Genomic DNA, 24,417 nt, shown 5'->3' on the forward strand with positions numbered 1-24,417 from the left:
TCTCTGGCTCGTGCTGCTGCGGCAATTGCGAGCCGGTAATTCCTTGCCCTCAATGCCTTGATCGGTTAGAGCAAACTCCAATTCAAAATTGATACTTCAAGGCATCGGATCAAAATCATGACAACGAAGGCAGACAGGTTAAAGGCGCGGCTGCCGCGCGGTTTTGTGGACCGGGTTCCCGATGATCTGCGTGCCGCCGAAAAGATGATGGCCGATATCCGCAAGGTCTATGATCTCTATGGTTTTGAGCCTGTCGAAACACCGCTGATCGAATATACAGATGCGCTCGGCAAATTTCTGCCGGATCAGGATCGCCCCAACGAAGGCGTGTTCTCGTTTCAGGACGATGATGAGCAGTGGCTGTCCTTGCGTTACGATCTGACGGCGCCGCTGGCGCGCTTTGTTGCCGAAAATTTCGAGAGCCTGCCAAAGCCCTATCGCAGCTATCGCGCCGGTTGGGTGTTCCGCAATGAAAAGCCGGGTCCGGGCCGTTTCCGCCAGTTCATGCAGTTCGACGCCGATACGGTCGGCGCACCTTCCGTCTCGGCGGATGCGGAAATGTGCATGATGATGGCTGATGTCATGGAAGCCGTTGGTATCAAGCGCGGCGATTACGTCATCCGCGTCAACAACCGCAAGGTTCTGGACGGCGTGCTTGAGTCGATCGGGCTTGGTGGTGATGACAAGATGGGCCAGCGTCTGGTCGTCCTGCGTGCCATCGACAAGCTCGACAAGTTCGGCGTTGACGGCGTGCGACTGCTGCTCGGCAAAGGCCGTCTTGATGAAAGCGGCGATTTCACCAAGGGCGCAGGCCTCGATGAGGCTGCGATTACCAAGGTGTTGGCGTTTACGTCAGCGGGCGGTGCCAATGGCCGCGAGACCATCGCCAATCTTGAGACCGTTGTGGCTGGCAATGACAAAGGTGTTGAGGGCGTTGCGGAGCTTGCGACCATCGAGGCTCTTTCATCGGCTGCCGGTTATGGTGCGCGCGTTCGTATCGACCCATCAGTTGTGCGCGGTCTTGAGTATTACACTGGCCCAGTCTTCGAAGCGGAACTCACCTTCGATGTGACCAACGAGAAGGGCGAAAAGGTTGTCTTCGGCTCCGTTGGCGGCGGTGGCCGTTATGATGGTCTGGTATCGCGTTTCCGCGGCGAGCCAACGCCTGCAACCGGCTTTTCCATTGGCGTCTCACGCCTGATGACGGCGCTAAAAAACCTTGGCAAACTGGATAATTCGGACAATGTCGGGCCTGTTGTTGTTCTGGTTATGGACCGCGACACGGAAAGCCTTGGCCGTTACCAGAAGATGGTTTCGGACCTGCGGCAGGCGGGTATTCGCGCGGAAATGTATCTCGGCGGTTCCGGTATGAAGCCGCAGATGAAATATGCCGACCGGCGCGGTGCGCCTTGCGTCATCATTCAGGGCTCGCAGGAACGCGACAATGGCGAAGTGCAGATCAAGGATCTGATCGAAGGCGCGCGGCTTTCCCAGGAGATTGAGGACAATACCGTGTGGCGCGAAGGGCGTCAGGCCCAGATCACCGCCAAGGAAACCGATCTCATTGCGGAAGTGCGCAAGATTCTTGAAGCGCAGGCCGAGGACCGCGTCAACGCGGCGAAGGCTGGCTGATCCTGATATGACCGGTTCCCGTGCTCCTGCCTTTGCCAGTGACCTTGCCGCGCTGATTTCATCGCGGGAGGCGGAGCTTGTGGATATTCCGGTCATTCAGCCTGCCGATCAGTTTCTCGACATGGCAGGCGAGGATTTGCGCCGCCGGATTTTCCTGACCGAGAACGAGAACGGCCAGAGCCTGTGCCTGCGGCCTGAGTTCACCATTCCTGTCTGCCGCAATCATATTGAGCTGAATGCTGCGACGCCGAAGCGTTATGCCTATCTCGGCGAAGTGTTCCGTCAGCGGCGCGAAGGCGGCAATGAATTCTTTCAGGCCGGGATTGAGGATCTGGGCGATGCCAACCGCGCCCGTGCCGATGTCCGCTCGCTGTCCGATGCCATCGCTTCCATTCGCCTTGTGGCTCCCAAGGCAGAACTCGAAACGCTGCTTGGTGATCAGGCGATTTTTGAAGCTGTGCTGGCGGCACTCGGCCTGCCGCGCGGCTGGCAGAAGAAGCTGGCACGCGCCTTTGGCAATCCGGGTCAGCTGAAGAGCCTGCTTGCTGATCTCTCGTCCAATCAGAAAAACGGTTCGCTGCCCGAGAGGCTCGCCGCGCTGGTCTCAGCAAGCGATGAGGCAGGTTTGGCCACGGAGCTGGAACAGGATATGCAGGCAGCCGGTATCTCACCGGGTGCTGGCCGTAGCCCCACCGAGATTGCCCGTCGCCTGATCGAGAAAGCCAATCTGGCTTCGGTAAAGCTGCCCGCACAGGCTTTTGCCGCGCTGGAAACATTTCTGGCCATTCGTGTGCCATTGCAATCCGCTTCATCACATCTGCGCAATTTCTCGAAGACCAATGAATTTGACCTTGGCCCGGCGCTCGATCAGTTCGAGGCGCGGGTTGTTGCGGTGCGCGAGGCGGGCATTGAACAGGAAAACATCGTCTATGATGCCGCCTTTGGCCGTCCACTCGATTACTATACCGGTCTTGTCTATGAAACACGGGCTTTGAATCATCTTGAACTTGGCGCCATTGTTGGTGGTGGCCGTTATGACCGCTTGCTCACGATGCTTGGCGCTGTTGATTCCATTCCGGGCGTTGGTTTTTCGATCTGGCTCGACCGGCTGGAGAAGATTGCGCCATGACCATTACCCTTGCGCTTCCCTCCAAAGGCCGCCTGAAGGAACAGGCGCTTGAAGTCCTTGAAAAGGCCGGGCTGAAAGTCGTCATGCCAAAGGACCAACGCAATTATCGTGCGCAGGTCGAAGGCGACAGCAAGATCGATATCCTGTTTCTGTCAGCCTCCGAGATTGCCCGCGAATTGGGCTATGGCAGCGTTGATCTTGGCGTAACAGGTGAAGACCTGATCCGCGAAACTCTCTCCGCAGCCGATGAGCGTGTGCAGATCGAGGCGCGGCTGGGCTTTGGCCACGCGGATGTGGTCGTGGCTGTCCCCGAAGTTTGGTATGACGTGTCTACCATGGCTGATCTTGATGATGTGGCTGCGGAGTACCGCCAGCGCCATGGCAGGCGACTGCGCATCGCCACGAAATATTGGCGTTTAACCCAGCAGTTCTTCTCACAGATGCATGGCATTCAGGTCTATCGCATTGTCGAAAGCCTCGGTGCAACTGAGGGTGCCCCGGCGTCCGGTTCTGCCGATATCATTGTTGATATCACCTCGACCGGTTCGACGCTGCAAGCCAATCACCTGAAGGTGCTGGAAGACGGTATCATCCTCAAGTCCGAGGCATGCCTCGTTTCCTCACGCCAAAGCGCTGATCCTGCGGCGGTTGCTGCGCTTGCACAGCGCATACAGGCTGCACTCGCTTCCAGTTGAGTTACATCAACTATCCGTGATTTTACGGATGCTCTGTAACTTTTACCCGCTCTCATCCGTATTTCCCTGCAGATGACTGATATGCTTCGGTCATCCTGTTCAGGGAGACTATGTCATGATGACACGCCGATCACTTTTTGGCGGAGCTGTTCTCGGGCTTGGAGCGCTCATCGCCGCGCGCTTTTCCACGACGACACCCAAGGCCTATGCAGCGGGCACGTTCGAAGTCGAGCACACGGATGCCGAGTGGAAGAAGCTGCTGACGGCTGACCAATACGATGTATTGCGGCAGGAGGGCACGGAACGCCCGTTTACCAGCCCGCTCAACCATGAAAAGCGCAAGGGTACATTTGCCTGTGCCGGTTGTGATTTGTCGCTGTTTGACTCCGACACGAAATTTGACAGCGGAACCGGCTGGCCAAGCTTCTGGTCACCGATCAAGGGCGCCGTCACCGAAGTAACGGACAGTTCGTTCGGCATGTCGCGCACCGCCGTCAACTGCCACCGCTGTGGCGGCCACCTTGGGCACGTCTTTGATGATGGTCCGAAACCAACCGGTCTTCGTTATTGCATGAACGGCGTTGCCATGAGCTTCAAGCCGGCCGCTGCCTGAGTTTCCGTGAAAGGAATTGCACTATGAAATTGCGTCAAATCCTCCTTGCTTCCTGTCTCGTCTTTGCTTCGGCGCCAGCCTTTGCCGAAAGCATCACCATGGTTCCGCCACCCGCCGTTGACCAGACCGCTAGCGCCCAAACGGAGACTATCGTTCTCGCCGGTGGCTGCTTCTGGGGCGTACAGGGCGTCTACCAGCACCTGAAAGGTGTCACAAATGCCGTATCGGGTTATTCCGGCGGCAAGAAGGAGACGGCCGACTATGAGACTGTCAGCTCCGGCAAGACTGGCCATGCGGAATCCGTTGAGGTGACCTTCGATCCCAAGATCGTCAGCCTTGGCAAGATATTGCAGGTCTACTTCTCCGTGGCGCATGATCCGACTGAACTGAACCGGCAGGGCCCGGATTCGGGAACGCAGTATCGCTCTGCAGTCTTCACCACCACCGAGGATCAGGCCAAAATCGTCAAGGCCTATATCGATCAACTCGACAAGGCCAAGACCTATTCGGACCCGATCGTGACCAAGGTGTCAGCGCTGGATAAATTCTACCCGGCCGAGGGTTATCATCAGGATTACGCCACGATCCATCCCACGCAGCCCTATATCGCCTATTATGATATTCCGAAGATCGAGGGACTGAGCAAATTCTTCCCGCAGGATTACCGGGCAAAGCCTGTTCTGGTCAGTGAAACGAAGGTTTCAAACTGACTTGTGAGTGAGACAACAAAAAAGGCCGCTGAAAAGCGGCCTTTTTCGTGAAATACCTCAGATACTAGCGGAGCTTCGCGTCAACAGAGAGCGAACCCGCGCCGTGTTGGGCGAGAACAAAGAAACCGCCTGCGATTGCAAGGTTCTTGAAGAACTGAGTACCTTCGAACGGTGCCCAGTGACCAACATAGGCCGCACCGAGCGTGAAAAGGCCGAGAAGAACAGCCGCATATCGGGTCTTGAAGCCAAAGAGAACGGCAAGGCCGCCCACGAGTTCAACGAGACCGACGATAACTGCTGTTACAGTTGGCAACGGTAAACCCTTGGCTGCAAAATATCCGGCCGTACCGGCGATGTCGCTTAGCTTGCCAAATCCCGCTGGGATAAACAGAAGGGTCAGCAAAATGCGGCTGATCAGCGTGACGATGGCATTGCTGGATGTTGTTGTGTTGGCAAGTGCGTTGTCTGACATGGGGTTATTCTCCAAAGAATTTGTCGTGACAACCAGATAACTAAATTTGATTGTCAAACAAAGCCACTATTTTCTCGACGCATTGTTCACAATGAAATGATTTTCTTTTCTTACTCCGGTGCAATCATGCGTTCAGGACGAACGAGACGGTCGTAATCCTCAGCTGAGACATGGCCACTGGCCAGTGCTTCCTCGCGCAAGGTGGTGCCGTTCTTGTGGGCGGTCTTGGCAATTTTCGCTGCATTGTCATAGCCAATGGCAGGCGCAAGGGCCGTCACCAGCATCAGCGAACGCTCAAGCAGGTCCTTGATGCGCACTTCATCAGCTTCAATGCCTTCAACGCAATTGTCGGCAAACGAGACCATCGAGTCCGCCAGCAGACGGATCGACTGCAGAACGTTCAGGGCGATCACAGGCTTGAACACGTTGAGTTCGAAATGGCCCTGGCTGGCCGCAACGGTGACTGTCGTCTGGTTGCCGAATACCTGTGCTGCAACCATGGTCAACGCTTCTGCCTGCGTCGGGTTGACCTTGCCGGGCATGATCGATGAACCCGGCTCATTCTCGGGCAGCTTCAGTTCGCCGAGACCGGAACGGGGGCCAGAACCAAGGAAGCGGATATCATTGCCGATCTTGAAGAGATCGGTGGCCAGTGCATTCAGGCTGCCGTGGAAATTGGCAAGTGCCCCATGGCTGGCGAGCGCTTCGAACTTGTTCGGTGCGGTCTTGAAGCTGAGGCCCGTAATATCGGAGACGGCTTCGGCAAAGCCTGTGTCGAAGCCAACAGGCGCGTTAAGGCCGGTGCCGACGGCAGTGCCACCCTGTGCCAGCAGGAACACGTCAGCAAGGCTCTGTGCGATGCGCTTGCGGGCATATTCCAGCGCGGCGCGGTAGCCGGAGAATTCCTGACCGAGCGTAACGGGCGTTGCGTCCTGCGTGTGTGTGCGGCCGATCTTGATGATGTCGGCGAATGCCTTTTCCTTCTTCGCCAGCGCAGCGGTCAGATGATCGAGCGCAGGGTAAAGCCGCTTGGTTGCCTCAACAGCCGCCGCAATATGGATGGCTGTCGGGAACGTATCGTTCGAAGACTGGCTCATATTGACGTGATCGTTCGGATGGACAGGCTTCTTCGAGCCCTTTACGCCGCCGAGCATTTCGATGGCGCGATTGGAGATCACTTCATTGGCATTCATGTTCGACTGGGTGCCGGAACCGGTTTGCCAGACGACCAGCGGGAAATGATCGTCCAGCTTGCCTTCAATCACTTCTTCGGCTGCAACGGTGATGGCGCGGCCAGTCACTTCCTCCAGCTTGCCGAGCGCCATGTTGGTTTCGGCAGCGGCACGCTTGACGATACCAAGTGCGCGCACCAGCGGGATCGGCATTCTTTCGCCGCCGATCTTGAAATTGTGCAGTGAGCGCTCGGTTTGCGCGCCCCAATATTTGTCCGCGGCGACTTCGATGGGACCAAAAGTATCTGTTTCGGTGCGGGTATTGCTCATCGTGCTCTCTTCCTGTTGGGAGTTGCCGGAAGCACTACTGCGAACCTCCGCGCGAGGCAAGGTTTGCGACGGGAATGTTGTTCTGGAAATCGTCGGGCAATGGGATAAAATCGATTATAGGGATTCTATTCAGGCCTCGATCGCCTTGGTGGCAGGTGCTGTATTATTGATTTGGGAGGATAAGCCGTGACAACGCGAGACTCACGAACCTTGCAGGTATCCATCGAACGCGATTGGCATGCCGCCTATGATTTTACCTCCAATCCGCTCAACCTGCCGAAATGGGCATCGGGACTGGCAACCGGCTTGCAGAAATTCGGTGATGAGTGGCTTGCGGACGGCCCTACCGGAAAACTGCGGATACGTTTCTCCCCGCCGAACGACTATGGCGTTCTCGACCATTGGGTCGTCACTGAAACAGGCGAAGAAGTCTATGCGCCGATGCGGGTGATTCCAAACAATGACGGCTGCGAGGTTAGTTTTACCCTTTTTCGCATGCCCGATATGAGCGACGGTAAGTTCGCTGAGGACGCCGCATGGGTTTTGCGGGATTTAAAGGCCTTGAAGGCCGTTTTGGAAACGTCAGGAATATAAGATGGCTCAGTCGGGCAGGGACAAACGGATCAATTATATCGAATTCAACGTGAGTGACATTGGGCGCATGCGTGCCTTCTACGGTGAGGCATTTGGCTGGACGTTCAAGGATTACGGCCCTGATTATTGCGAATTCTCCGACGGTAATCTCAACGGCGGCTTTGCTGTGGGTGATGAGGTCAAGTTAGGCGGACCGCTGGTCATCCTCTTTTCTGATGATCTCACCGACACACTGACGCGCGTCGAAAGCGCTGGCGGGAAAATCGTCAAACCGATTTTCGATTTCCCCGGCGGTCGGCGCTTTCATTTCGCCGACCCTGATGGTTATGAACTCGCAGTCTGGTCAGACAAATAATTCTGGTTCAGGCCGCAAGTTTCAGCATGTGCGCGTCGTAACGTTCCATGAATTGGCGCAGGAGCTGCGGATATTCCGGTGTGACCGCAGCGATGACGCTGGGACGTTCCGACAAGGCCTGACGCCAGGCGCGAACTTTTGGATAATCAGCGAACACGCCATGCTCGGCGAGTGTGTCAAATGTATCGAAGTAGCGGAAAACCGGCGCAAAAACCGCATCGACAAGGCTGAACTTCGTTCCCGCGAAGAAGGGACCATCACCGAGAACCTCTTCGATACGACCGAATTTGCTTGTCAGTATTTTCAGTTTCTCGTCGAACAGACCGGCGTCTTTCGTGGTTTCCAGCGACCAGATATCCGAAAGGATGGTCGAGCCGAATTCCATCCAGCCGCGATGGCGGGCACGGTCAACCGCATTATCGGGGTGCAGGTGCGGCTCACCCTCGGTCTCTTCGATATATTCGGCAATAACCGAGCTTTCGAACAGGATGGCCTCGCTGCTATCATCCTGTTCCACTTTCAGCAACGGCACCTTGCCGAGCGGTGAAATCTTGAGGAACCAGTCCGGCTTGTTGTTGAGATCGATATAGATTTTCTCAAAAGGCACGCCCTTTTCCGCAAGCGCGATTGCCGCGCGCTGCACATAGGGGCAAAGGAGATGGCTGATCAGGGTAAGCTTCTTGGTCATGGTGTTTCTCCTGAATCGTTGTTGCTGGATAAGCAAAGGGGCGGCCATATGAACGGCCACCCCTGAAATTTACGCGGTGCGGGCTGATTTCAGCGCCTTGCCCCACCAGACCAGCTGGTCGAGCTGGTTGGTGGCAGCTTCGTTCAGATGGCCGTAGTCGCTGAGCTTCTTTTCGCCTTTGACGACAGTCAGATATTCAGGGAAGGAGATGTGAATGCCTGTCTTGACCGAAGCGGCACTCATTTCCACGAAAATCACCCGAAGATGTTCGATAGCGCGCGCGCCACCAACGCCGCCGTAACCGACAAAGCCGACCGGCTTGTGAATGAAATCGCCAAGATCGATGGCGTTCTTCAGAACGGCTGTCGGGCCGTGGTTGTATTCAGCCACTGTGAAGACATAAGCATCGAATTCACGCAGCTTCTTCTTCCAGCGCTCGGCCGTTTCCGACTGCTCGGTGGTGGCGCGTTCTTCGCCGAAAAACGCCATCGGATAGTCGATGAGGTCAAGAATCTCGACTTCGACATCCCCGCGTGCGCCGGCAACTTCGGCGATCCATTTCGCCGGGAACTCGGCAAAGCGGCCAATCCGCGTACTGCCAACGATGACACCGATTTTCAGTTTCGTCATATTCAGAATTCCTCAGGTTTTTGCTATGGTAACTATTGGTTACTGGCGCTATATAAGTGACTGTTCAAAATACCCGCAAGGAGGCACTTTTTTGAAACCGAAGCACTTTCAAGTAACCTCTGCCTGTACGGCGGTGAATCACATTCTGGCCCGTGTCGGGGACAAATGGACCGTGCTGGTTATCAACTATCTGGGCAATGGTTCAATGCGCTTTAATGAGTTGAAGCGAACCATCAACGGTATTTCGCAAAAGATGCTTACCAGCACATTGCGCGGCCTTGAGCGTGATGGCTTTGTCACCCGCACTGTCTATCCAACCATTCCGCCACGCGTCGATTATGAACTGACGGAGCTTGGCCGCGAGTTGCTCGTGCCGGTTCGCGGACTTGCCGACTTTGCCATTCAGAACGAACACCGCATCGCCAATGCGCGTGCCCGGTTCGATTCTGGACATGGTGTTGAGATCGCCGCCAGCTTCGCTGAAGCAGCTGAATAGATGATTTTCATGTGACCTTGCGATCAGCCGTTGGCTGGCGCCATGTTCACGCAATAAAAAAGGCGGGCCGAAGCCCGCCTTTTCCGTATGTATCAGCGTTGGACTAATTAGAAGTCCATACCGCCCATGCCGCCCATTCCGCCGCCTGGCATCTGTGGAGCGCCGCCATTGTCCTTCTTAGGAGCTTCGGCAATCATGGCTTCGGTGGTGACGAGAAGGCCAGCAACCGATGCAGCATCCTGCAGGGCTGTGCGAACAACCTTGACCGGATCGACAATGCCGAGAGCGATCAGATCGCCATATTCGCCATTGGCTGCATTGTAGCCGTAGGTTTCCTTCTTGTTGTCAAGGATCTTGCCAATAACGATGGAAGCTTCGTCACCTGCGTTTGTTGCGATCTGGCGAGCCGGAGCCTGCAGAGCACGACGAACGATGTTGATGCCAGCGTCCTGATCGGAGTTTGCACCCTTGAGCGTCAGGTTTGCCGAAGCGCGGAGCAGAGCAACACCGCCGCCAGGAACGATGCCTTCTTCAACAGCAGCGCGTGTTGCGTTGAGAGCGTCGTCAACGCGGTCCTTCTTTTCCTTCACTTCAACTTCCGTAGCACCGCCAACGCGGATAACGGCAACACCGCCAGCGAGCTTGGCAAGACGTTCCTGCAGCTTCTCACGGTCGTAGTCGGAAGTGGTTTCATCGATCTGCTGCTTGATCTGGCCGACGCGGGCGTTGATTTCGCCCTTCTTGCCATGACCGTCAACGATCGTGGTGTTTTCCTTGGTGATCGACACCTTCTTGGCGCGGCCGAGCATGTCGAGCGTAACGCTTTCGAGCTTGATGCCGAGATCTTCGGAAATAACCTGACCACCGGTGAGGATCGCGATGTCTTCCAGCATGGCCTTGCGGCGATCGCCGAAGCCAGGAGCCTTGACAGCAGCAATCTTCAGGCCGCCACGCAGCTTGTTGACGACGAGCGTAGCAAGAGCTTCGCCTTCTACGTCTTCAGAAATGATGACGAGTGGCTTGGAGGTCTGAACAACAGCTTCGAGTACAGGCAGAAGAGCCTGAAGGTTCGAAAGCTTCTTTTCGTGCAGAAGGATGTAGGCGTCTTCGAGGTCAGCAACCATCTTTTCAGGGTTGGTGACGAAGTATGGGCTGAGGTAGCCGCGGTCGAACTGCATGCCTTCAACGACTTCAAGCTCGGTCTCAGCGGTCTTGGCTTCTTCAACGGTGATAACACCCTCGTTGCCGACCTTCTGCATTGCCTTGGCAATCATTTCGCCGATTTCAGTCTCGCCATTGGCAGAGATCGTGCCAACCTGCGCAACTTCTTCCGAAGTCTTGATCTTCTTGGCGCTCTTGCCGAGCTGCTTGACAACTTCTGCAACAGCAAGATCGATGCCGCGCTTCAGATCCATCGGGTTCATGCCGGCAGCAACAGCTTTGCCACCTTCCTGAACGATAGCCTGAGCCAAAACAGTAGCGGTCGTGGTGCCGTCACCGGCAATGTCGTTCGTCTTCGAAGCGACTTCACGGACCATCTGTGCGCCCATGTTTTCGAACTTGTCTTCAAGTTCGATTTCCTTGGCAACAGTTACGCCGTCCTTGGTGATGCGCGGAGCGCCGAAGGACTTGTCGATAACAACATTGCGGCCTTTCGGGCCGAGCGTTACCTTGACAGCGTCAGCAAGGATGTTGACACCGCGCAGCATGCGCTCGCGCGCGTCGCGGCCGAATTTTACTTCTTTGGAAGCCATTTTATCTCTCCTGGGATTGAACCCGGTTTGATCGAAATTCGTTGGTTTAAAGGCAGTGTCGGCTGATTAGCCGAGGATGCCCAGAATGTCGGATTCTTTCATGATCAGCAGGTCTTCGCCGCCGATCTTGACTTCCGTGCCGGACCACTTGCCGAACAGGATGTGGTCGCCAGCCTTGACATCGAGCGGGATGAGCTTGCCAGCTTCGTCACGAGCGCCAGTGCCTACGGAGACGATTTCGCCTTCCTGTGGCTTTTCCTTGGCAGTATCCGGAATGATGATGCCGCCTGCAGTCTTTGCTTCGGATTCGATCCGGCGTACTACGACGCGGTCGTGAAGCGGGCGGAACTTGGTCTTGGCCATGGTTAGAACCCTTGATGTTGGTGTCAAAACAGTGAAGCGAACGAATGATCATTCGCGTTATTAGCACTCGCCATTGATGAGTGCTAACTGGGCTCGGAGATAGTGGGAGGTCTTGGAAGAGTCAAGGGAGAGGTTGGCCAATTTTTTTGGCGAAGTGGTAAAAACCACGCGGTTACAGGTCCTCGGACCAGCATAAAAATCATTCCATAGAATTGTGAACCAATGATGACCCCGGGGTGTTCAAGCCGCCTGGCGGGCAGCTGCATCCTTGGCAGCTTCCGACCGCAGATGCGTGTCGCCCCAGATCTTGAGCGCGGAGATAATCGGCTCAAGACTGCGGCCGTGTTCCGTCAATGAATATTCGACCTTGGGCGGCACCTGCGCATAGACCTTGCGTGTGATGAAGCCATCGGCTTCCAACTCGCGCAGCTGATTGGTCAGCATCCGCTGGGTGACACTATTCAGATGGCGGCGCATTTCATTGAAGCGGAGTGTGCCGGACATGAGATGGTAAAGGATCATTCCCTTCCATTTGCCGCCGATCAGATTGAGCGTTCCCTCGACGGGGCAACCTGGAGCGCAATCAAAATTCGTATGGCGTACACGCGGCATCACGGTATCCTTTATGACACTATATGCAATTTATGTGCATTCTTGCACTTATCAAACATAGCGCGCATTTGAACAGCGTCAACTTATCTGGAGAATGCCTATGCGTGCCGTTGCCTATTACGAACCACAGCCAATCACTGCGGATACATCCCTTGTCGATATTGATCTGCCCAAGCCCGAAGCAAAGGGGCGCGATCTTCTGGTCGAAGTGAAAGCCGTATCGGTCAATCCGGTGGATACGAAAATCCGTGCAGGTGTGAAGCCGGAAGCGGGCCAGCCCAAGGTCCTTGGCTGGGATGCTGCAGGCATTGTCACCGCCGTGGGACCGGATGTGCAGCACTTCAAAGTCGGTGATGAAGTATTCTATGCGGGCGCGGTGGATCGTTCGGGAACCAATGTCGAGTTTCATCTGATCGATGAGCGTATTGCCGGAAAGAAGCCGAAATCTCTCGATTTCAGTGCCGCCGCTGCTTTGCCACTGACATCCATTACAGCGTGGGAAATGCTGTTTGACCGCATGCAGATCAAAACCCCGGTTGTGGGTGCAACCAATGCCATCCTTATTATTGGCGGTGCCGGTGGTGTCGGTTCCATTGCGGTCCAACTTGTCCGAAAACTGACCAACCTGACTGTCATAGCCACAGCTTCACGCCCGGAGACGAAGAAATGGGTTGAGGAGTTGGGTGCCCATCATGTGATTGACCACTCGAAGCCGATTGCCGCGCAGGTAGAAGCACTCGGCTTCGGTGCGCCCGCCTTTGTTTTTTCGACAACAAACTCCGATGATCATCGCATGGAGATTGCCACGCTGATAGCGCCGCAGGGCCGATTTGGACTGATCGATGATCCCATAACCTATGACATCATGCCCTTTAAATGGAAAAGCATTTCCATCCATTGGGAAGTGATGTTCACGCGCTCGCGCTACAACACTGTCGATGTTGAGGAGCAGCACAATCTGCTCAACAAGGTCTCGGAACTGGTCGATGCCGGTACAATCCGCACGACGCTTGCCGACGATCTCGGTAAGATTTCCGCAGCCAATCTGAAGAAGGCCCATGCCTTGATCGAAAGCGGACGTGCCCGCGGCAAGATCGTCCTGTCAGGTTTCTGAGAGAAAGCGGGCAGGGTGCAACGCTCTGCCTGCTTCACCGCACAAAGCGCAACCACCCGGTGCAGGTAACGGCAAGATAAATGCCACCGCAGATCAGCAGAAGATCGCTCGGACTGATGCTGTTGCTGACCATTGGGGCAACCAGCATGCCGAAAAGCATACCGACATGCGTGGTGACGATATAGGCGCGTGTTGCTGGTGCAATATCGGCAGATGGCAGCTGGGTCTGGCGCAGCGTCGCGAAAGCAACATCCTTGAACGGGCCGCCAAAGCCGGACAAACCCGATGCGAGAACAAACGTGCCGAGCCGCCAATGATCCGGCATGGGTGCAAGAGTGGCCAAAGCCATCAGCAGGATGCCAGTGCCAGTTGCGCATACGCCCATGAAAATCATGCGTGCCGGTTGCTCCGGCATGGCACGGTTGCCGACAATGAGATTGGCGATGAGGTTGCTGACGCCGAATGCTGCAATGACAAGGCCGTAAAGCCCGAAGCCTGTCGTCAGCGATGCATCGAACTGGCTGGAGATGATCAACGGGACAGCAAGGAAGAATGCCACATACCATGCGCCGCCAATGAAGGCATTGCTGTCGAGCAGGAAGCCGAGCAGCGGCTCCCGGTGCATGGCGCGGTAGCCATATAGGAGGCTGGCGAAGGGGTGTTTTCGTTCAGTGCTGACGGGCGGAGCCGGTTGGGAGGTTGAGAGCGGCAAAGCTGTTATTGCGGCTGCAGACAGAAGAAAACTCAGGGCATTGGCCGTGAAAAAGTGAATGGGCGCGATAATCGCCCCCGCAAGAGCAATCAGTCCGGGGCCAAGCAGCCGCGCCAGCCGGTTGGTCGCATCAAGCAGCGCATTGGTTCCCGCCAGCAGCCCCGGCTCATTGATGATCAACTGCGGCAGGATGGTCTGAAGGGCGGGGAGAAATAAGGCTTCACCGGCTGCAAGAACAGCGACGGCAAGTGCCAGCACCCATGCATCCGGTTGGCCCTCGACCATCCAGACCACGACAACAAGCACAAGGGCAGCAAAGCGGCAAAGGTCTGCGCCGATCATCGTACGGCGACGATCCCATCCATCAGACATGGCACCACCGAAAAACAGGACGGCAAGGATAATGGCTGACTTGATCGCCGTGATGTAACCGGCGGAAGGGCCGAAAATATCGACGGCGATCCAACTGAGCGCAATCGTATAGAGCTGATCGCCGATGGCGGACAGTGCGAGACCCGACCAGAGCAGACCGATCGAACGTCGGCGGAGCAGTGTGATGAATTGCATTGGCGAAACGTGCTTGCGGAGGAACAATTCCGCCAGACTAATGCAAAACTTTTATGGCCGATATGACAATGCTGCCGGATTTTGTCAGTAGTCTTTAGTCGTCCTCGCGCACATGGTGCGCCATATCCGCGAGCATCCCGCTGACATGCTTGTCTGACAATTCATAGAAAATCTGCTTGGCAAGCCGGTTGCCGCGCACGAGGCGGGCACCGCGCAACAACCTTAAATGATGGCTGACGAGCGATTGAGACAGCTGCAGGCTTTCCGCGATATCGCCCACGGATCGCGGCGCTTCAAGACAGAAGAACAGGATGCGCAAGCGGGTGGGATCGCCAAGCAGTCTGAAAGTTTCGGCAAGTGTGGCGGTGTCGGAATCCGAGGGCAGATCGAGGGGCATCAATGTTTGTGCCCCGCATGATCGTGGTTATGATTGGCATGATCGCCTGTCTCGCTGTGATCTGCGTGATCGTGATCCGTATGTTCCCCGGGCTTTTCGCCCATGGTGCAGTCATCGCTTGGGCTGTCAGGCCAGTCGATGGCAATGGTTGCATGCTGAATATCAAAGCGCTTGGCCAGTTCCGCTTCGACCGCTTTCACAAGAAGGCGCGGATCGGTTCCATCCTTTGGCTGGACATGCAGGGTGGCAAGAGCCTTGCCTGACGTGATGAGCCAGACATGCACATGTCGCACGGCGGCAAGTCCGGTGACAGCGCTCATCAGATAGTTCTGGATTTCCTCCGGCTTTGCATTCTCCGGTGCGCCTTCCAGCAGGATATGCAGCGAATTGCGCAACAGGGCCCAGGCGCTGCGCAGGATCAACACGGAAACCAGAATGGAGAGAATTGGATCGATTGGCGTCCAGCCGGTAAAATAGATGATGATGGCGGCACTGATGGCACCGACGGAACCCAGAAGATCACCCATCACATGCAGCACGGCGCCTTTGATGTTGACGTGTTCCTTGTCGCCGCGGGTCAGAATCCAGAACACCAGCATATTGATGAGCAGCCCGATTATGGCCACGAGGAACATTGGGCCAGCCAGAATCTCGCCGGGTGTGCGGAAGCGGTCGATAGCTTCGATGGCGATCCAGATAACAATGGCAAAAAGTGCAATCGCATTGACAAGACCTGCGATCACTTCAAAGCGCAGATAGCCAAAGGTGCGGCTTTGATCCGCAGCACGCTGGCCAAAATGAAACGCCGCATAGGACAGGGCAAGCGCACCCGCATCCGTCAGCATATGCCCGGCATCGGCAATCAGAGCCAGCGAACCGGACATCAGCCCGCCAATCACCTCAACGACCATGTAGGTAAAAGTAATGATAAAGGCGATCAGCACCTTGCGCTGATTGTCGTTGGTTATCTTGGGCGCGTGGTCGTGACCCTCATGCGATTGGGACATGGTTCTGGCTCGTCTGGTTGATGACAACAAACATATAAATACATATTCATATGTTTGTTGTCAATCGCTCGTGCCGAACGCCATTTTATTCTGTCCACCGGGCGCTTGCCCGGTGGATTCTTCGGAAGGTGAGATCAGGCGGCAAGCCGTGTTCCAACCTCGTCCAGTGTCACATGGCCAAGGAACTTACCGCTTGTCGCAGCGGGGTTCTCGTCCTCGATGGCATGAGCAAAGATCACAGCCTTGTCGGCTTCTAACGTCTGTAGATAGCGGTAAAGATCAGGGTAATCAGCCTTGATGTTGAACAGGCCAAGATCTTCGCCCCAACGGGCAATGCCGATCAGATAGGCATCGGCAATTGTCCTGTTGTCACCGACCAGCCAATCCTTGCCTTGCAGATGAGACTGTAGATAAGCGTAACCTGCTGCTGCCTTCTCCTTTGCCAGATCACGCAACATTTTGATCGCCGGATCACCTTCCTGCAATTTGTAGGCGGCCCAGGCCGGGGCAAAGGCCGAATGAAAGCTGGTGTGCAGATAGGCCAGCATCTGGTTGAGTTTGTCATAGGCCTCTGTGCCTTGGGCAAAGCCCAGTTTCTTGTACAAATCCCGTCCGGCAATGTTCTGGAGAATGGCAAGGCTTTCGCTAAGGCTCGCGCCATTTTCCAGTAGCAGCGTCGGTGTCTGGTGCATGGTGTTCACGCGCCGATAGACGTCACTCTTCGATTTTGCCAGCATGTCGATGCGGGCGAGGCGATAGGGTTGGCCAAGCCATTCCAGTGCAACAATCGATCCGAAAGAACAGCCATGCGGCACGCCGTAAAACAATACAGGTTCCATTTTCATTTCCTCATTTTTGAATGTCTGACCGCGGTGAAATGCAAGATGGCAATGCCGGTAACTATTGTAAAGAAGGCACAAAAATGTAATGTTGGTACATATTTTATACCAACATTCGATGATGGTGCCGACGATGAAAGATCTGGTTTCCAAATGCCCCGTGGAAAATGCCATGCTGGCGCTGGGCGGGCGCTGGCGCATCCTTCTTATCTATTATCTGCTTGAAGGAACGAAACGTTTCAGCGATCTGCGCCGCGACATGCCAAAGATTTCGCAACGCATGCTGACACTTGACCTGCGTGCTCTTGAAGAGGCTGGCTACGTCACGCGCACGGTCTTTCCGCAAGTTCCGGTGCGCGTCGAGTACAGCCTGACGGAAGAAGGGCAACGTTTGAGGACATTGGTTGATGTGCTCAGCGAATGCGGCACCCGTCTTGCAAGTCGCGGTTTGGACTTGGCGGCCGCCTGATCCCTGTCATTCCAACGACAATCACAGGTGACACGATTGCCGCTATCGGCTAAGCGATGCCATCTTAGTTCGCTCCGGCAATCTGAAAGGATCGGCATGACCGACATGCTACATTTGCAGCGTCTCGATGCGCTCAAGGACCGTTATGATGTTCTCCTGTGCGACGTCTGGGGTGTTCTGCACAATGGCATTGATTCTTTTGCCGCAGCTTCCAGCGCCTTGCAGCGCGCGCGTGAAAACGGCCAGACTGTCGTTCTGATCACCAATGCACCACGCCCCTTTGCCGGTGTTGCCCAGCAGATCGAAATGCTTGGTGTACCGAAATCCGCCTATGACCGCATTGTCACATCAGGTGATGTGACGCGCGAGTTGATCCGCAATGCACCGCGCCGCGTGTTTCATCTGGGGCCGGAGCGCGATGAGACGCTTTATGAGGGGCTTGATGTCGAGCTTACCGAAGAGCGCGAAGCGGATGTTGTTGTCTGCACCGGCTTTTTCGATGATGATTCCGAAGGTCCCGAGGATTATGTGGATATGCTCACGCGTTTTCGCTCGCGCAATCTGCCTTTCATCTGCGCCAACCCGGATATCGTTGTAGAGCGCGGCGATCGGTTGATCTGGTGTGCGGGCGCTTTGGCGCGCGATTATGGCCAGCTTGGCGGGCGTACCTTGATTGCCGGAAAGCCGCATCGCCCCATTTACGAGGCAGCAATCGCCGCTGCCGAAGTCGTGCGCGGCAAGCCTGTTGATCTCACACGCGTGCTTGCTATTGGCGATGGCATGCTCACAGATGTGAAAGGTGCTGATCTCTTCGGGATCGACGTGCTCTATATTTCCGGCGGCATTCACGCTGGCGATTATGTGATGGGCGGCATATTTGATCTGGAAAAGCTGCTCGCCTTTCTCAAAAAGCATGGCAGCAATCCCGTTGCCACCATGCCGGCTCTCGCCTGAGGTAAATGCATCATGCCGATTCTACGCCTGACAGACCCTTCTCATCTGCCGGAGCATCTGAGGGGTGCGGTGGTGGCGATCGGTAATTTTGATGGTGTGCATCGTGGTCATCAGGCTGTTCTGGGCCGGGCGCTCGATGCCGCTCATGCGGCGGGAAAGCCTTCGCTGGTTCTGACCTTTGAACCGCATCCGCGTAGTGTTTTTGTGCCAGATCAGCCGGTGGACCGGCTGACGCCCGCCGCTGAAAAAGCCTCCATACTGGAAGCCCTCGGATTTGATGCGGTGGTGGAATGTCACTTCACCCGTGATTTCTCGCAGCTTACCGCCGATGTGTTTGTCGACGAAATCCTTGTTGCCGGTCTTGGTGCCAGCCGCATTGTTGCAGGCTTTGATTTTCACTTCGGCAAAGGTCGTCAGGGCGGCCCGGCCTTTCTCATGGATGCCGGGGAAAAGCGCGGCTTTCAGGTGACACTCGTTGATGCCTTCCGCGATGAAGGCGGGCAGGCGATTTCATCCAGTCGCATTCGCGAACTTCTGGGCGCAGGTGAAATTGTCGAAGCGTCAGGGCTTCTTGGATATCGCCACCGGATTAGGGCTGAGGTAATCCATGGCAAAGAGCTTGGCCGGACAATCGGCTTTCCCACTGCCAATATGGTTCTGCCTCCCGAGACGCATTTGAAGGAGGGCATTTATGCCGTGCGGTTTCGGCGTGCTGATGGGACGCTTTATGACGGTGTGGCGAGTTTTGGCCGCAGACCGACCGTTGATACGGATGGCGAGCCGTTGCTTGAAACCTATGTGTTTGATTTCACGGGTGATCTCTATGGTGAAATCTGCGAGGTTTCATTTTTCTCCTATCTGCGCGGCGAAGAAAAGTTTGATGGACTTGAGCCGATGATGCAGCAGATCAGACGCGATGAGGAAGAGGCGCGTAGCCTGTTGCAGGGTGTCAAGCCGCTGTCCCCACTGGATGACACGCTTAACTTTCAATGAAACGGTAAATTGTTTACCATAAGAATAAATCCAATTTTATCTATCTTTGGGTAGCGTCAATTTCAAATCTGCCGCCCTCCCAGGCGAAATTGTTGGAGTGACTTCATGCATATTCGTTTCATCGCTGCTCTTTCGGGCGCCCTTGTTCTTGCCGGTGTCGCCCCAGGTTCTGCCGATGAATATTATTCGGACGGACAGCAGACACAGACCGCTGCGGCCCCGCGCCAGCATTGGTGGTCCGGTGACTGGTATCTGACACTCGGCGCAAAAGGGTTCATCGCTCCGCGTTATGAAGGTGCGAAGGATTATCTTCTGCGGGCTGCGCCGGTTATTTCTCTTGGACGCGCCGGACCTGCCGCACGTTTCAGCTCTTTGAATGACAACGCATCGATCGGCCTCATCGATACCGGTGTTTTCCGCACCGGTATCACCGGCAAGCTGCTCACCGGACGTGACAGTGGCGATGCTCACCTCAAAGGTGTGCATGATGTCGACTGGGGTGTTGAACTCGGTGGCTTTGCCGAATTCTACCCAACTGACAATATTCGTGGCCGCGTTGAAGTACGCCGGGGTATCGGTTCGCATGATGGTGTCGTTGCTGACTTTGCTATCGATGCCTTCACGGATCTGACGCCGACGGTCCGCGTTTCCGCCGGTCCCCGCGCCACGCTCGCCTCGAAAGATTACTTTCAGCAGTATTACGGGGTAAATCCGACAGAAGCCGCCGCATCCGGCCTGTCCAGCTACAAGCCCAGCGGCGGTGGTTTGAAATCGCTTGGCGTTGGCGGTCAGATCACGTGGAAAACCACTGAAAAGATCGAAACCAGTGCCTATGCGGAATATAGCCGCCTGATGGGCCCGGCATCGGATTCCAGCATCGTCAAGGAGCGCGGTTCAGCCAATCAGGCCACCTTCGGGCTTCAGGCAACCTACCGTTTCGATTTCGGCCTTTGATGCCAATATGGCGCTGACGCGAAGTTTATTGCGTCAGCCCCTTTATTCTGGAAGCAGTGATTGCTAAAAGCGCGCTCATGAAAACTGTTTCCTGGACGCTTGCGCGCTCCATACCACTTCAGACACCACGAATTACTGGCCCGGCCTTCCGGTTTGCCTGAAGCCTAGGCTTGCGGGTGCGGAAGGTCCGGGTTTTCCGGATGCGCCATTGCGCTCTTTTTTGATTTTCGTCACATCCTAGCCTGCTGCGATCACGCGCGGGCCTGTTCACAAGCTGGAAAAATGACCGACACGCCCAAGCCACTCGACTATTCGAAGACACTTTATTTGCCGCAGACCGACTTTCCGATGCGTGCGGGCCTGCCCGCCAAAGAACCGGAATTTGTCAAGCGCTGGGGCGACATGGACCTCTACAGGAAGCTGCGGGAGGACGCGAAGGATCGTCCGCTCTACGTCCTGCATGACGGCCCACCCTATGCCAATGGTAACATCCATATCGGCCATGCGCTGAACAAGATCCTCAAGGATGTCATCACCCGCTCGTTCCAGATGCGTGGGTTCAATTCCAATTATGTGCCGGGCTGGGATTGCCACGGTCTGCCGATCGAATGGAAGATCGAGGAACAGTACCGCGCCAAGGGCAAGGACAAGGACGAGGTGCCGATCAACGAATTCCGCAAGGAATGCCGCGAGTTCGCCACCAACTGGATCAAGATCCAGTCCGCCGAGTTCAAGCGCTTGGGTATTGAGGGTGATTTCGACAATCCCTACACGACGATGGCCTTTCACGCCGAAAGCCGTATCGCTGGCGAATTGCTGAAATTCGCCATGTCGGGCCAGCTTTATCGCGGTTCGAAGCCGGTTATGTGGTCGGTTGTCGAGCGTACGGCGCTGGCCGAAGCCGAGGTTGAATATCAGGACTATGAGAGCGACACGATCTGGGTGAAATTCCAGGTCTCCACCGGTGCGGATGATCTCAAATCCGCACATGTGGTTATCTGGACGACGACGCCATGGACTATCCCCGGCAATCGTGCGGTCAGCTACTCGCCACGTATCGCTTACGGTCTCTATGAAGTTGAAACCGCTGAGAACGACTTCGGGCCACGCCCCGGCGAAAAGCTTATCTTCGCCGACGCGCTTGCCGAAGAATCTGCTGTTAAAGCCAAGCTGACCTTCAAGCGGATCAGAACGGTTGCCGCTGACGAATTTGCTGCAATGACGCTGGCGCATCCCTTCAAAGGATTGGGCGGAGGTTATGAATTTGTGGTTCCAATGGTCGCAGGCGATCACGTCACTGATGATGCTGGTACGGGCTTCGTTCATACAGCTCCCGGCCATGGCCGCGAGGATTTCGATGCATGGACCGATGCCGCCCGCGAACTGGAAGCGCGCGGAATTTCTGCGGCAATCCCGTTCACCGTCGATGATGCCGGGTTCTACACCAAGGACGCGCCGGGGCTTGGTCCTGACCGTGAAGGCGGGGCTGCGCGTGTCATCGATGATAACGGCAAGAAGGGCGATGCCAACAAGGTCGTCATTGACGAGCTTATCGCGCGCGGTGCCCTGTTTGCCCGTGGCCGGTTGAAGCACAGCTATCCGCATTCATGGCGTTCCAAAAAGCCGGTGATCTTCCGCAATACGCCGCAATGGTTTGTCTATATGGACAAGGACCTCGGTGATCTGACCACATTGCGCTCCCGTGCCCTCGCTGCCATCGACGAGACACGTTTTGTGCCCGCCGGTGGTCAGAACCGTTTGCGCGCCATGATCGAAGACCGCCCTGACTGGGTGCTGTCACGTCAGCGCGCATGGGGCGTGCCGATCTGCGTCTTTGCCGATGAGAACGGTAATGTTCTGAAAGACGATGCAGTCAATGCCCGCATTCTTGAGGCTTTCGAGCGGGAAGGTGCCGATGCATGGTTTGCCGAAGGCGCGCGTGAGCGTTTCCTTGGTGAGAAGGCGAACGAGCCTTGGGTGCAGGTTCGCGACATTCTCGATGTGTGGTTCGATTCAGGTTCGACCCATGTTTTCACACTGGAAGATCGTCCTGATCTGAAATGGCCTGCCGACGTTTACCTTGAGGGCTCCGACCAGCATCGCGGCTGGTTCCATTCGTCGCTCCTGGAAAGCTGTGGCACGCGTGGCCGTGCACCTTACAACACCCTTGTCACCCATGGTTTCACCATGGACGAGGAGGGGCGCAAAATGTCGAAGTCGCTCGGAAATACCGTGACGCCGCAGGATGTGATCAAGGACTCAGGTGCCGATATCCTGCGTCTCTGGGTCATGACCACGGATTATTGGGAAGATCAGCGTCTCGGCAAGAATATCATCCAGACGAACATCGATTCCTACCGCAAATTGCGCAACACCATCCGCTGGATGCTTGGCACTCTGGCCCATGATGCCGGTGATGAGATTGCCTATGCGGACATGCCTGAACTTGAAAAGCTGATGCTGCATCGCCTCGCTGAACTCGATGAACTGGTCCGCTCAAGCTATGATGCGTTTGAATTCAAGCGCATCACCCGCTCGCTGATCGATTTCATGAATGTCGAATTGTCGGCGTTCTACTTCGATATCCGCAAGGATGCGCTCTATTGCGATGCGCCTTCAAGTGTGAAGCGCCGCGCTTCACTGCAGGTCGTGCGTCATCTCTTCGACCGTCTCGTGACATGGCTTGCGCCGATGTTGCCATTCACGACCGAAGAAGCGTGGATGGATCAATATCCAGCGGCAAAGTCCGTGCATCTTGAGCAGTTCCGTGAAACGCCTGCCGAGTGGAAGAACGACGCCTTGGCTGAAAAGTGGCGCAAGGTGCGGGAAGTTCGCCGTGCTGTCACCGGTGCACTGGAACTGGAGCGTGCCGACAAGCGCATCGGTTCGTCGCTGGAGGCCGCGCCGGTGGTTTATGTCACCGATCCGGAATTGCTTGCCGCCGTTTCAGATCTGGATATGGCCGAGATCTGCATCACCAGTGCCATCACGATCAAGGGTGCGGCGGCTCCTGCCGGGTCCTTTGTTGCCGACGACGTAAAAGGCGTGGCTGTTGTTTCCGAGCGTGCGTCGGGCACAAAATGCGCCCGTTCATGGCGTTATACCCATGATGTTGGCTCGGATCCGGCCTATCCTGACGTTTCAGCCCGCGATGCGGCCGCTTTGCATGAATTGGCAAAACTCGGCAAACTCGCCATTTAGGTGTATAAAGGCGGATCATTCTCTGGATGATCCGCATTTTGCTTAACAAAAGCTTGCATCGGCTTGCTTATTGGGACGGGCCTCATGTAAAAGGCTTGCCATTGAGTTGCCTGATTTAACAGGCAGGGCATGGATCAGGCCTATTGAATCGGCTGAGTCGGCAATATGAGCTTGGGGCGAAAGTGGCGAGTATGGATTTGAACGGACGTATTACAGTTCTTGGTGCAATGCTTGCGTCGTTGACGTTGGCCGGATGTGCTTCGTCGCCAACCTATGGGACGAACAAGACAGCTGGTAGCCAGTTGTTGGACGACGTTTCCAATATCGCTTCGTTCGGGCCCAAGAAGAAAGATTCAATTGCCTACAATCCGCGCCCTGATCTGGTTCGCCCTGTCGCTGGCAAGCCGGGCCAATTGCCTGCGCCGCAGGACAACGCCATGGCAGCCAATAGTGCCAACTGGCCGGAATCGCCGGAAGCGCGCCGCAAGCGCTTGCGTGATGAGGCGACCGCCAACCAGAACAACCCCAATTATGTCCCGCAGATCGAAAATGATGTGCCTGCCGCCAAATCGGTTGATACGGGTGAACATGGTTTCTTCAACGACAGGAACCCGCCGCCATCAGGCGTGTCGGCCAAGACGCAATCTGCTGAATTCCGTGCGCGCCGTCTTGCCTCCACCGCCGGTTCACCGAAAACCCGTCGCTATCTGAGCGAGCCGCCGCTGGAGTATCGCGCACCGGCAGGAACTGCAGCTACCGATGAGCTGGGTGAAGATGAAGCCAAGAAGGAACGCGATCGCAAGGCCGCTGCCCGCAAGGACAAGGGCTTCAGCTTCAAGAACCTCATCCCCTGGAATTGATCCGGAATATTTTGCGACACTCGAAAGGCTCCTTCAGGGAGCCTTTCTTTTTTCGGTGATGTAAAGCGTCTTGCCTTTGCCTTGATGTACCGGGAATATCGCTTT

General features: G+C 55.8%; 26 protein-coding genes. 15 read left to right on the forward strand and 11 right to left on the reverse strand.

Annotation, left to right across the window (positions count from 1 at the left end; genetic code table 11):
* Positions 1–117: 117 nt before the first annotated feature.
* From hisS to msrA, 5 genes are all read left to right on the forward strand, one after another.
* A complete protein-coding gene (gene hisS, locus BLU05_RS19135; protein ID WP_091883504.1) occupies positions 118–1,632 on the forward strand; it encodes a histidine--tRNA ligase in 1,515 nt (504 codons plus the stop codon).
* Positions 1,633–1,639: 7 nt separating this feature from the next.
* Complete coding sequence (locus BLU05_RS19140) at positions 1,640–2,761, forward strand: ATP phosphoribosyltransferase regulatory subunit (RefSeq protein ID WP_091883505.1); 1,122 nt, start codon at positions 1,640–1,642, stop codon at positions 2,759–2,761.
* Positions 2,758–3,456 (forward strand): ATP phosphoribosyltransferase, encoded by a 699-nt coding sequence (hisG, locus tag BLU05_RS19145; RefSeq protein WP_091883508.1) that lies wholly within the window; start codon positions 2,758–2,760, stop codon positions 3,454–3,456. The genes BLU05_RS19140 and hisG overlap by 4 nt, the downstream gene beginning before the upstream one ends.
* 115 nt (positions 3,457–3,571) lie before the next feature.
* Positions 3,572–4,069, forward strand: coding sequence for a peptide-methionine (R)-S-oxide reductase MsrB (gene msrB, locus BLU05_RS19150; RefSeq protein ID WP_091883510.1), 498 nt, complete (start codon positions 3,572–3,574; stop codon positions 4,067–4,069).
* A gap of 23 nt (positions 4,070–4,092) precedes the next feature.
* Positions 4,093–4,779, forward strand: coding sequence for a peptide-methionine (S)-S-oxide reductase MsrA (gene msrA / locus BLU05_RS19155; protein WP_091883513.1), 687 nt, complete (start codon positions 4,093–4,095; stop codon positions 4,777–4,779).
* A gap of 64 nt (positions 4,780–4,843) precedes the next feature.
* Here the strand turns inward: msrA and BLU05_RS19160 are convergent, their stop codons facing one another.
* Together BLU05_RS19160 and fumC are read right to left on the reverse strand one after the other, a co-directional pair.
* Entirely contained in the window at positions 4,844–5,251 is a 408-nt protein-coding gene (locus tag BLU05_RS19160; protein ID WP_091883515.1) for a DoxX family protein, read from the reverse strand.
* A 110-nt stretch (positions 5,252–5,361) separates the two neighbouring features.
* Positions 5,362–6,753, reverse strand: coding sequence for a class II fumarate hydratase (fumC, locus tag BLU05_RS19165; protein WP_091883518.1), 1,392 nt, complete (start codon positions 6,751–6,753; stop codon positions 5,362–5,364).
* A 186-nt stretch (positions 6,754–6,939) separates the two neighbouring features.
* Here fumC and BLU05_RS19175 point away from each other — a divergent pair, with 186 nt between their 5' ends.
* Both BLU05_RS19175 and BLU05_RS19180 read left to right on the forward strand, forming a co-directional pair.
* Complete coding sequence (locus BLU05_RS19175) at positions 6,940–7,347, forward strand: SRPBCC family protein (protein WP_091883523.1); 408 nt, start codon at positions 6,940–6,942, stop codon at positions 7,345–7,347.
* A 1-nt stretch (position 7,348) separates the two neighbouring features.
* A complete protein-coding gene (locus tag BLU05_RS19180; protein WP_091883524.1) occupies positions 7,349–7,702 on the forward strand; it encodes a VOC family protein in 354 nt (117 codons plus the stop codon).
* A gap of 7 nt (positions 7,703–7,709) precedes the next feature.
* On the opposite strand, the gene BLU05_RS19185 is transcribed toward BLU05_RS19180, so the two are convergent.
* Together BLU05_RS19185 and BLU05_RS19190 are read right to left on the reverse strand one after the other, a co-directional pair.
* Positions 7,710–8,390 carry a glutathione S-transferase family protein gene (locus BLU05_RS19185; protein WP_091883527.1) on the reverse strand — a complete coding sequence of 227 codons (681 nt, stop codon included), beginning with the start codon at positions 8,388–8,390 and terminating at the stop codon, positions 7,710–7,712.
* Positions 8,391–8,459: 69 nt separating this feature from the next.
* On the reverse strand, positions 8,460–9,020 hold the full coding sequence (locus BLU05_RS19190; protein ID WP_091883528.1) for an NADPH-dependent FMN reductase: 561 nt from the start codon (positions 9,018–9,020) through the stop codon (positions 8,460–8,462).
* Between the two features lie 91 nt (positions 9,021–9,111).
* Between BLU05_RS19190 and BLU05_RS19195 the strand changes: the two genes are divergently transcribed.
* Positions 9,112–9,516 (forward strand): winged helix-turn-helix transcriptional regulator, encoded by a 405-nt coding sequence (locus tag BLU05_RS19195; protein ID WP_091883531.1) that lies wholly within the window; start codon positions 9,112–9,114, stop codon positions 9,514–9,516.
* 107 nt (positions 9,517–9,623) lie between these two features.
* Here the strand turns inward: BLU05_RS19195 and groL are convergent, their stop codons facing one another.
* The 3 genes from groL to BLU05_RS19210 all read right to left on the reverse strand — a co-directional run bounded on the left by groL (position 9,624) and on the right by BLU05_RS19210 (position 12,245).
* Positions 9,624–11,270, reverse strand: a complete 1,647-nt coding sequence (groL, locus tag BLU05_RS19200; protein ID WP_091883533.1) for a chaperonin GroEL — start codon at positions 11,268–11,270, stop codon at positions 9,624–9,626.
* 66 nt (positions 11,271–11,336) lie between these two features.
* Positions 11,337–11,633: a co-chaperone GroES gene (gene groES / locus BLU05_RS19205; RefSeq protein WP_091883536.1), complete on the reverse strand. Its 297-nt coding sequence runs from the start codon at positions 11,631–11,633 to the stop codon at positions 11,337–11,339.
* A gap of 240 nt (positions 11,634–11,873) precedes the next feature.
* Complete coding sequence (locus tag BLU05_RS19210) at positions 11,874–12,245, reverse strand: winged helix-turn-helix transcriptional regulator (protein WP_091883539.1); 372 nt, start codon at positions 12,243–12,245, stop codon at positions 11,874–11,876.
* A gap of 100 nt (positions 12,246–12,345) precedes the next feature.
* Between BLU05_RS19210 and BLU05_RS19215 the strand changes: the two genes are divergently transcribed.
* On the forward strand, positions 12,346–13,359 hold the full coding sequence (locus BLU05_RS19215) for a zinc-binding alcohol dehydrogenase family protein (protein ID WP_091883540.1): 1,014 nt from the start codon (positions 12,346–12,348) through the stop codon (positions 13,357–13,359).
* 34 nt (positions 13,360–13,393) lie between these two features.
* On the opposite strand, the gene BLU05_RS19220 is transcribed toward BLU05_RS19215, so the two are convergent.
* From BLU05_RS19220 to BLU05_RS19235, 4 genes are all read right to left on the reverse strand, one after another.
* The gene (locus BLU05_RS19220; protein WP_091883544.1) at positions 13,394–14,638 is read right to left on the reverse strand and encodes an MFS transporter; all 1,245 of its coding nucleotides are present in this window, start codon (positions 14,636–14,638) and stop codon (positions 13,394–13,396) included.
* 94 nt (positions 14,639–14,732) lie between these two features.
* Positions 14,733–15,035 carry an ArsR/SmtB family transcription factor gene (locus BLU05_RS19225; protein ID WP_091883547.1) on the reverse strand — a complete coding sequence of 101 codons (303 nt, stop codon included), beginning with the start codon at positions 15,033–15,035 and terminating at the stop codon, positions 14,733–14,735.
* Complete coding sequence (locus BLU05_RS19230) at positions 15,035–16,042, reverse strand: cation diffusion facilitator family transporter (protein ID WP_091883549.1); 1,008 nt, start codon at positions 16,040–16,042, stop codon at positions 15,035–15,037. Before BLU05_RS19230 ends, BLU05_RS19225 begins: the two co-directional genes overlap by 1 nt.
* A 134-nt stretch (positions 16,043–16,176) precedes the next feature.
* Positions 16,177–16,881 (reverse strand): glutathione S-transferase family protein, encoded by a 705-nt coding sequence (locus BLU05_RS19235; protein ID WP_091883552.1) that lies wholly within the window; start codon positions 16,879–16,881, stop codon positions 16,177–16,179.
* Between the two features lie 133 nt (positions 16,882–17,014).
* Here BLU05_RS19235 and BLU05_RS19240 point away from each other — a divergent pair, with 133 nt between their 5' ends.
* The 6 genes from BLU05_RS19240 (at position 17,015) to BLU05_RS19265 (ending at position 24,312) form a co-directional block, all read left to right on the forward strand.
* On the forward strand, positions 17,015–17,350 hold the full coding sequence (locus BLU05_RS19240; protein ID WP_091883733.1) for a winged helix-turn-helix transcriptional regulator: 336 nt from the start codon (positions 17,015–17,017) through the stop codon (positions 17,348–17,350).
* Positions 17,351–17,455: 105 nt separating this feature from the next.
* Entirely contained in the window at positions 17,456–18,304 is an 849-nt protein-coding gene (locus tag BLU05_RS19245; RefSeq protein ID WP_091883734.1) for a TIGR01459 family HAD-type hydrolase, read from the forward strand.
* Positions 18,305–18,316: 12 nt separating this feature from the next.
* A complete protein-coding gene (locus tag BLU05_RS19250; RefSeq protein ID WP_091883554.1) occupies positions 18,317–19,297 on the forward strand; it encodes a bifunctional riboflavin kinase/FAD synthetase in 981 nt (326 codons plus the stop codon).
* A 105-nt stretch (positions 19,298–19,402) separates the two neighbouring features.
* Entirely contained in the window at positions 19,403–20,251 is an 849-nt protein-coding gene (locus tag BLU05_RS19255) for a MipA/OmpV family protein (protein WP_091883557.1), read from the forward strand.
* A 282-nt stretch (positions 20,252–20,533) separates the two neighbouring features.
* Positions 20,534–23,452 (forward strand): isoleucine--tRNA ligase, encoded by a 2,919-nt coding sequence (ileS, locus tag BLU05_RS19260; protein ID WP_091883560.1) that lies wholly within the window; start codon positions 20,534–20,536, stop codon positions 23,450–23,452.
* A 191-nt stretch (positions 23,453–23,643) separates the two neighbouring features.
* Positions 23,644–24,312 carry a hypothetical protein gene (locus tag BLU05_RS19265; protein WP_091883562.1) on the forward strand — a complete coding sequence of 223 codons (669 nt, stop codon included), beginning with the start codon at positions 23,644–23,646 and terminating at the stop codon, positions 24,310–24,312.
* Positions 24,313–24,417 lie beyond the last annotated feature (105 nt).

It is taken from the genome of Phyllobacterium sp. OV277, assembly GCF_900104355.1.
Taxonomy (GTDB): Bacteria; Pseudomonadota; Alphaproteobacteria; order Rhizobiales; family Rhizobiaceae; genus Phyllobacterium.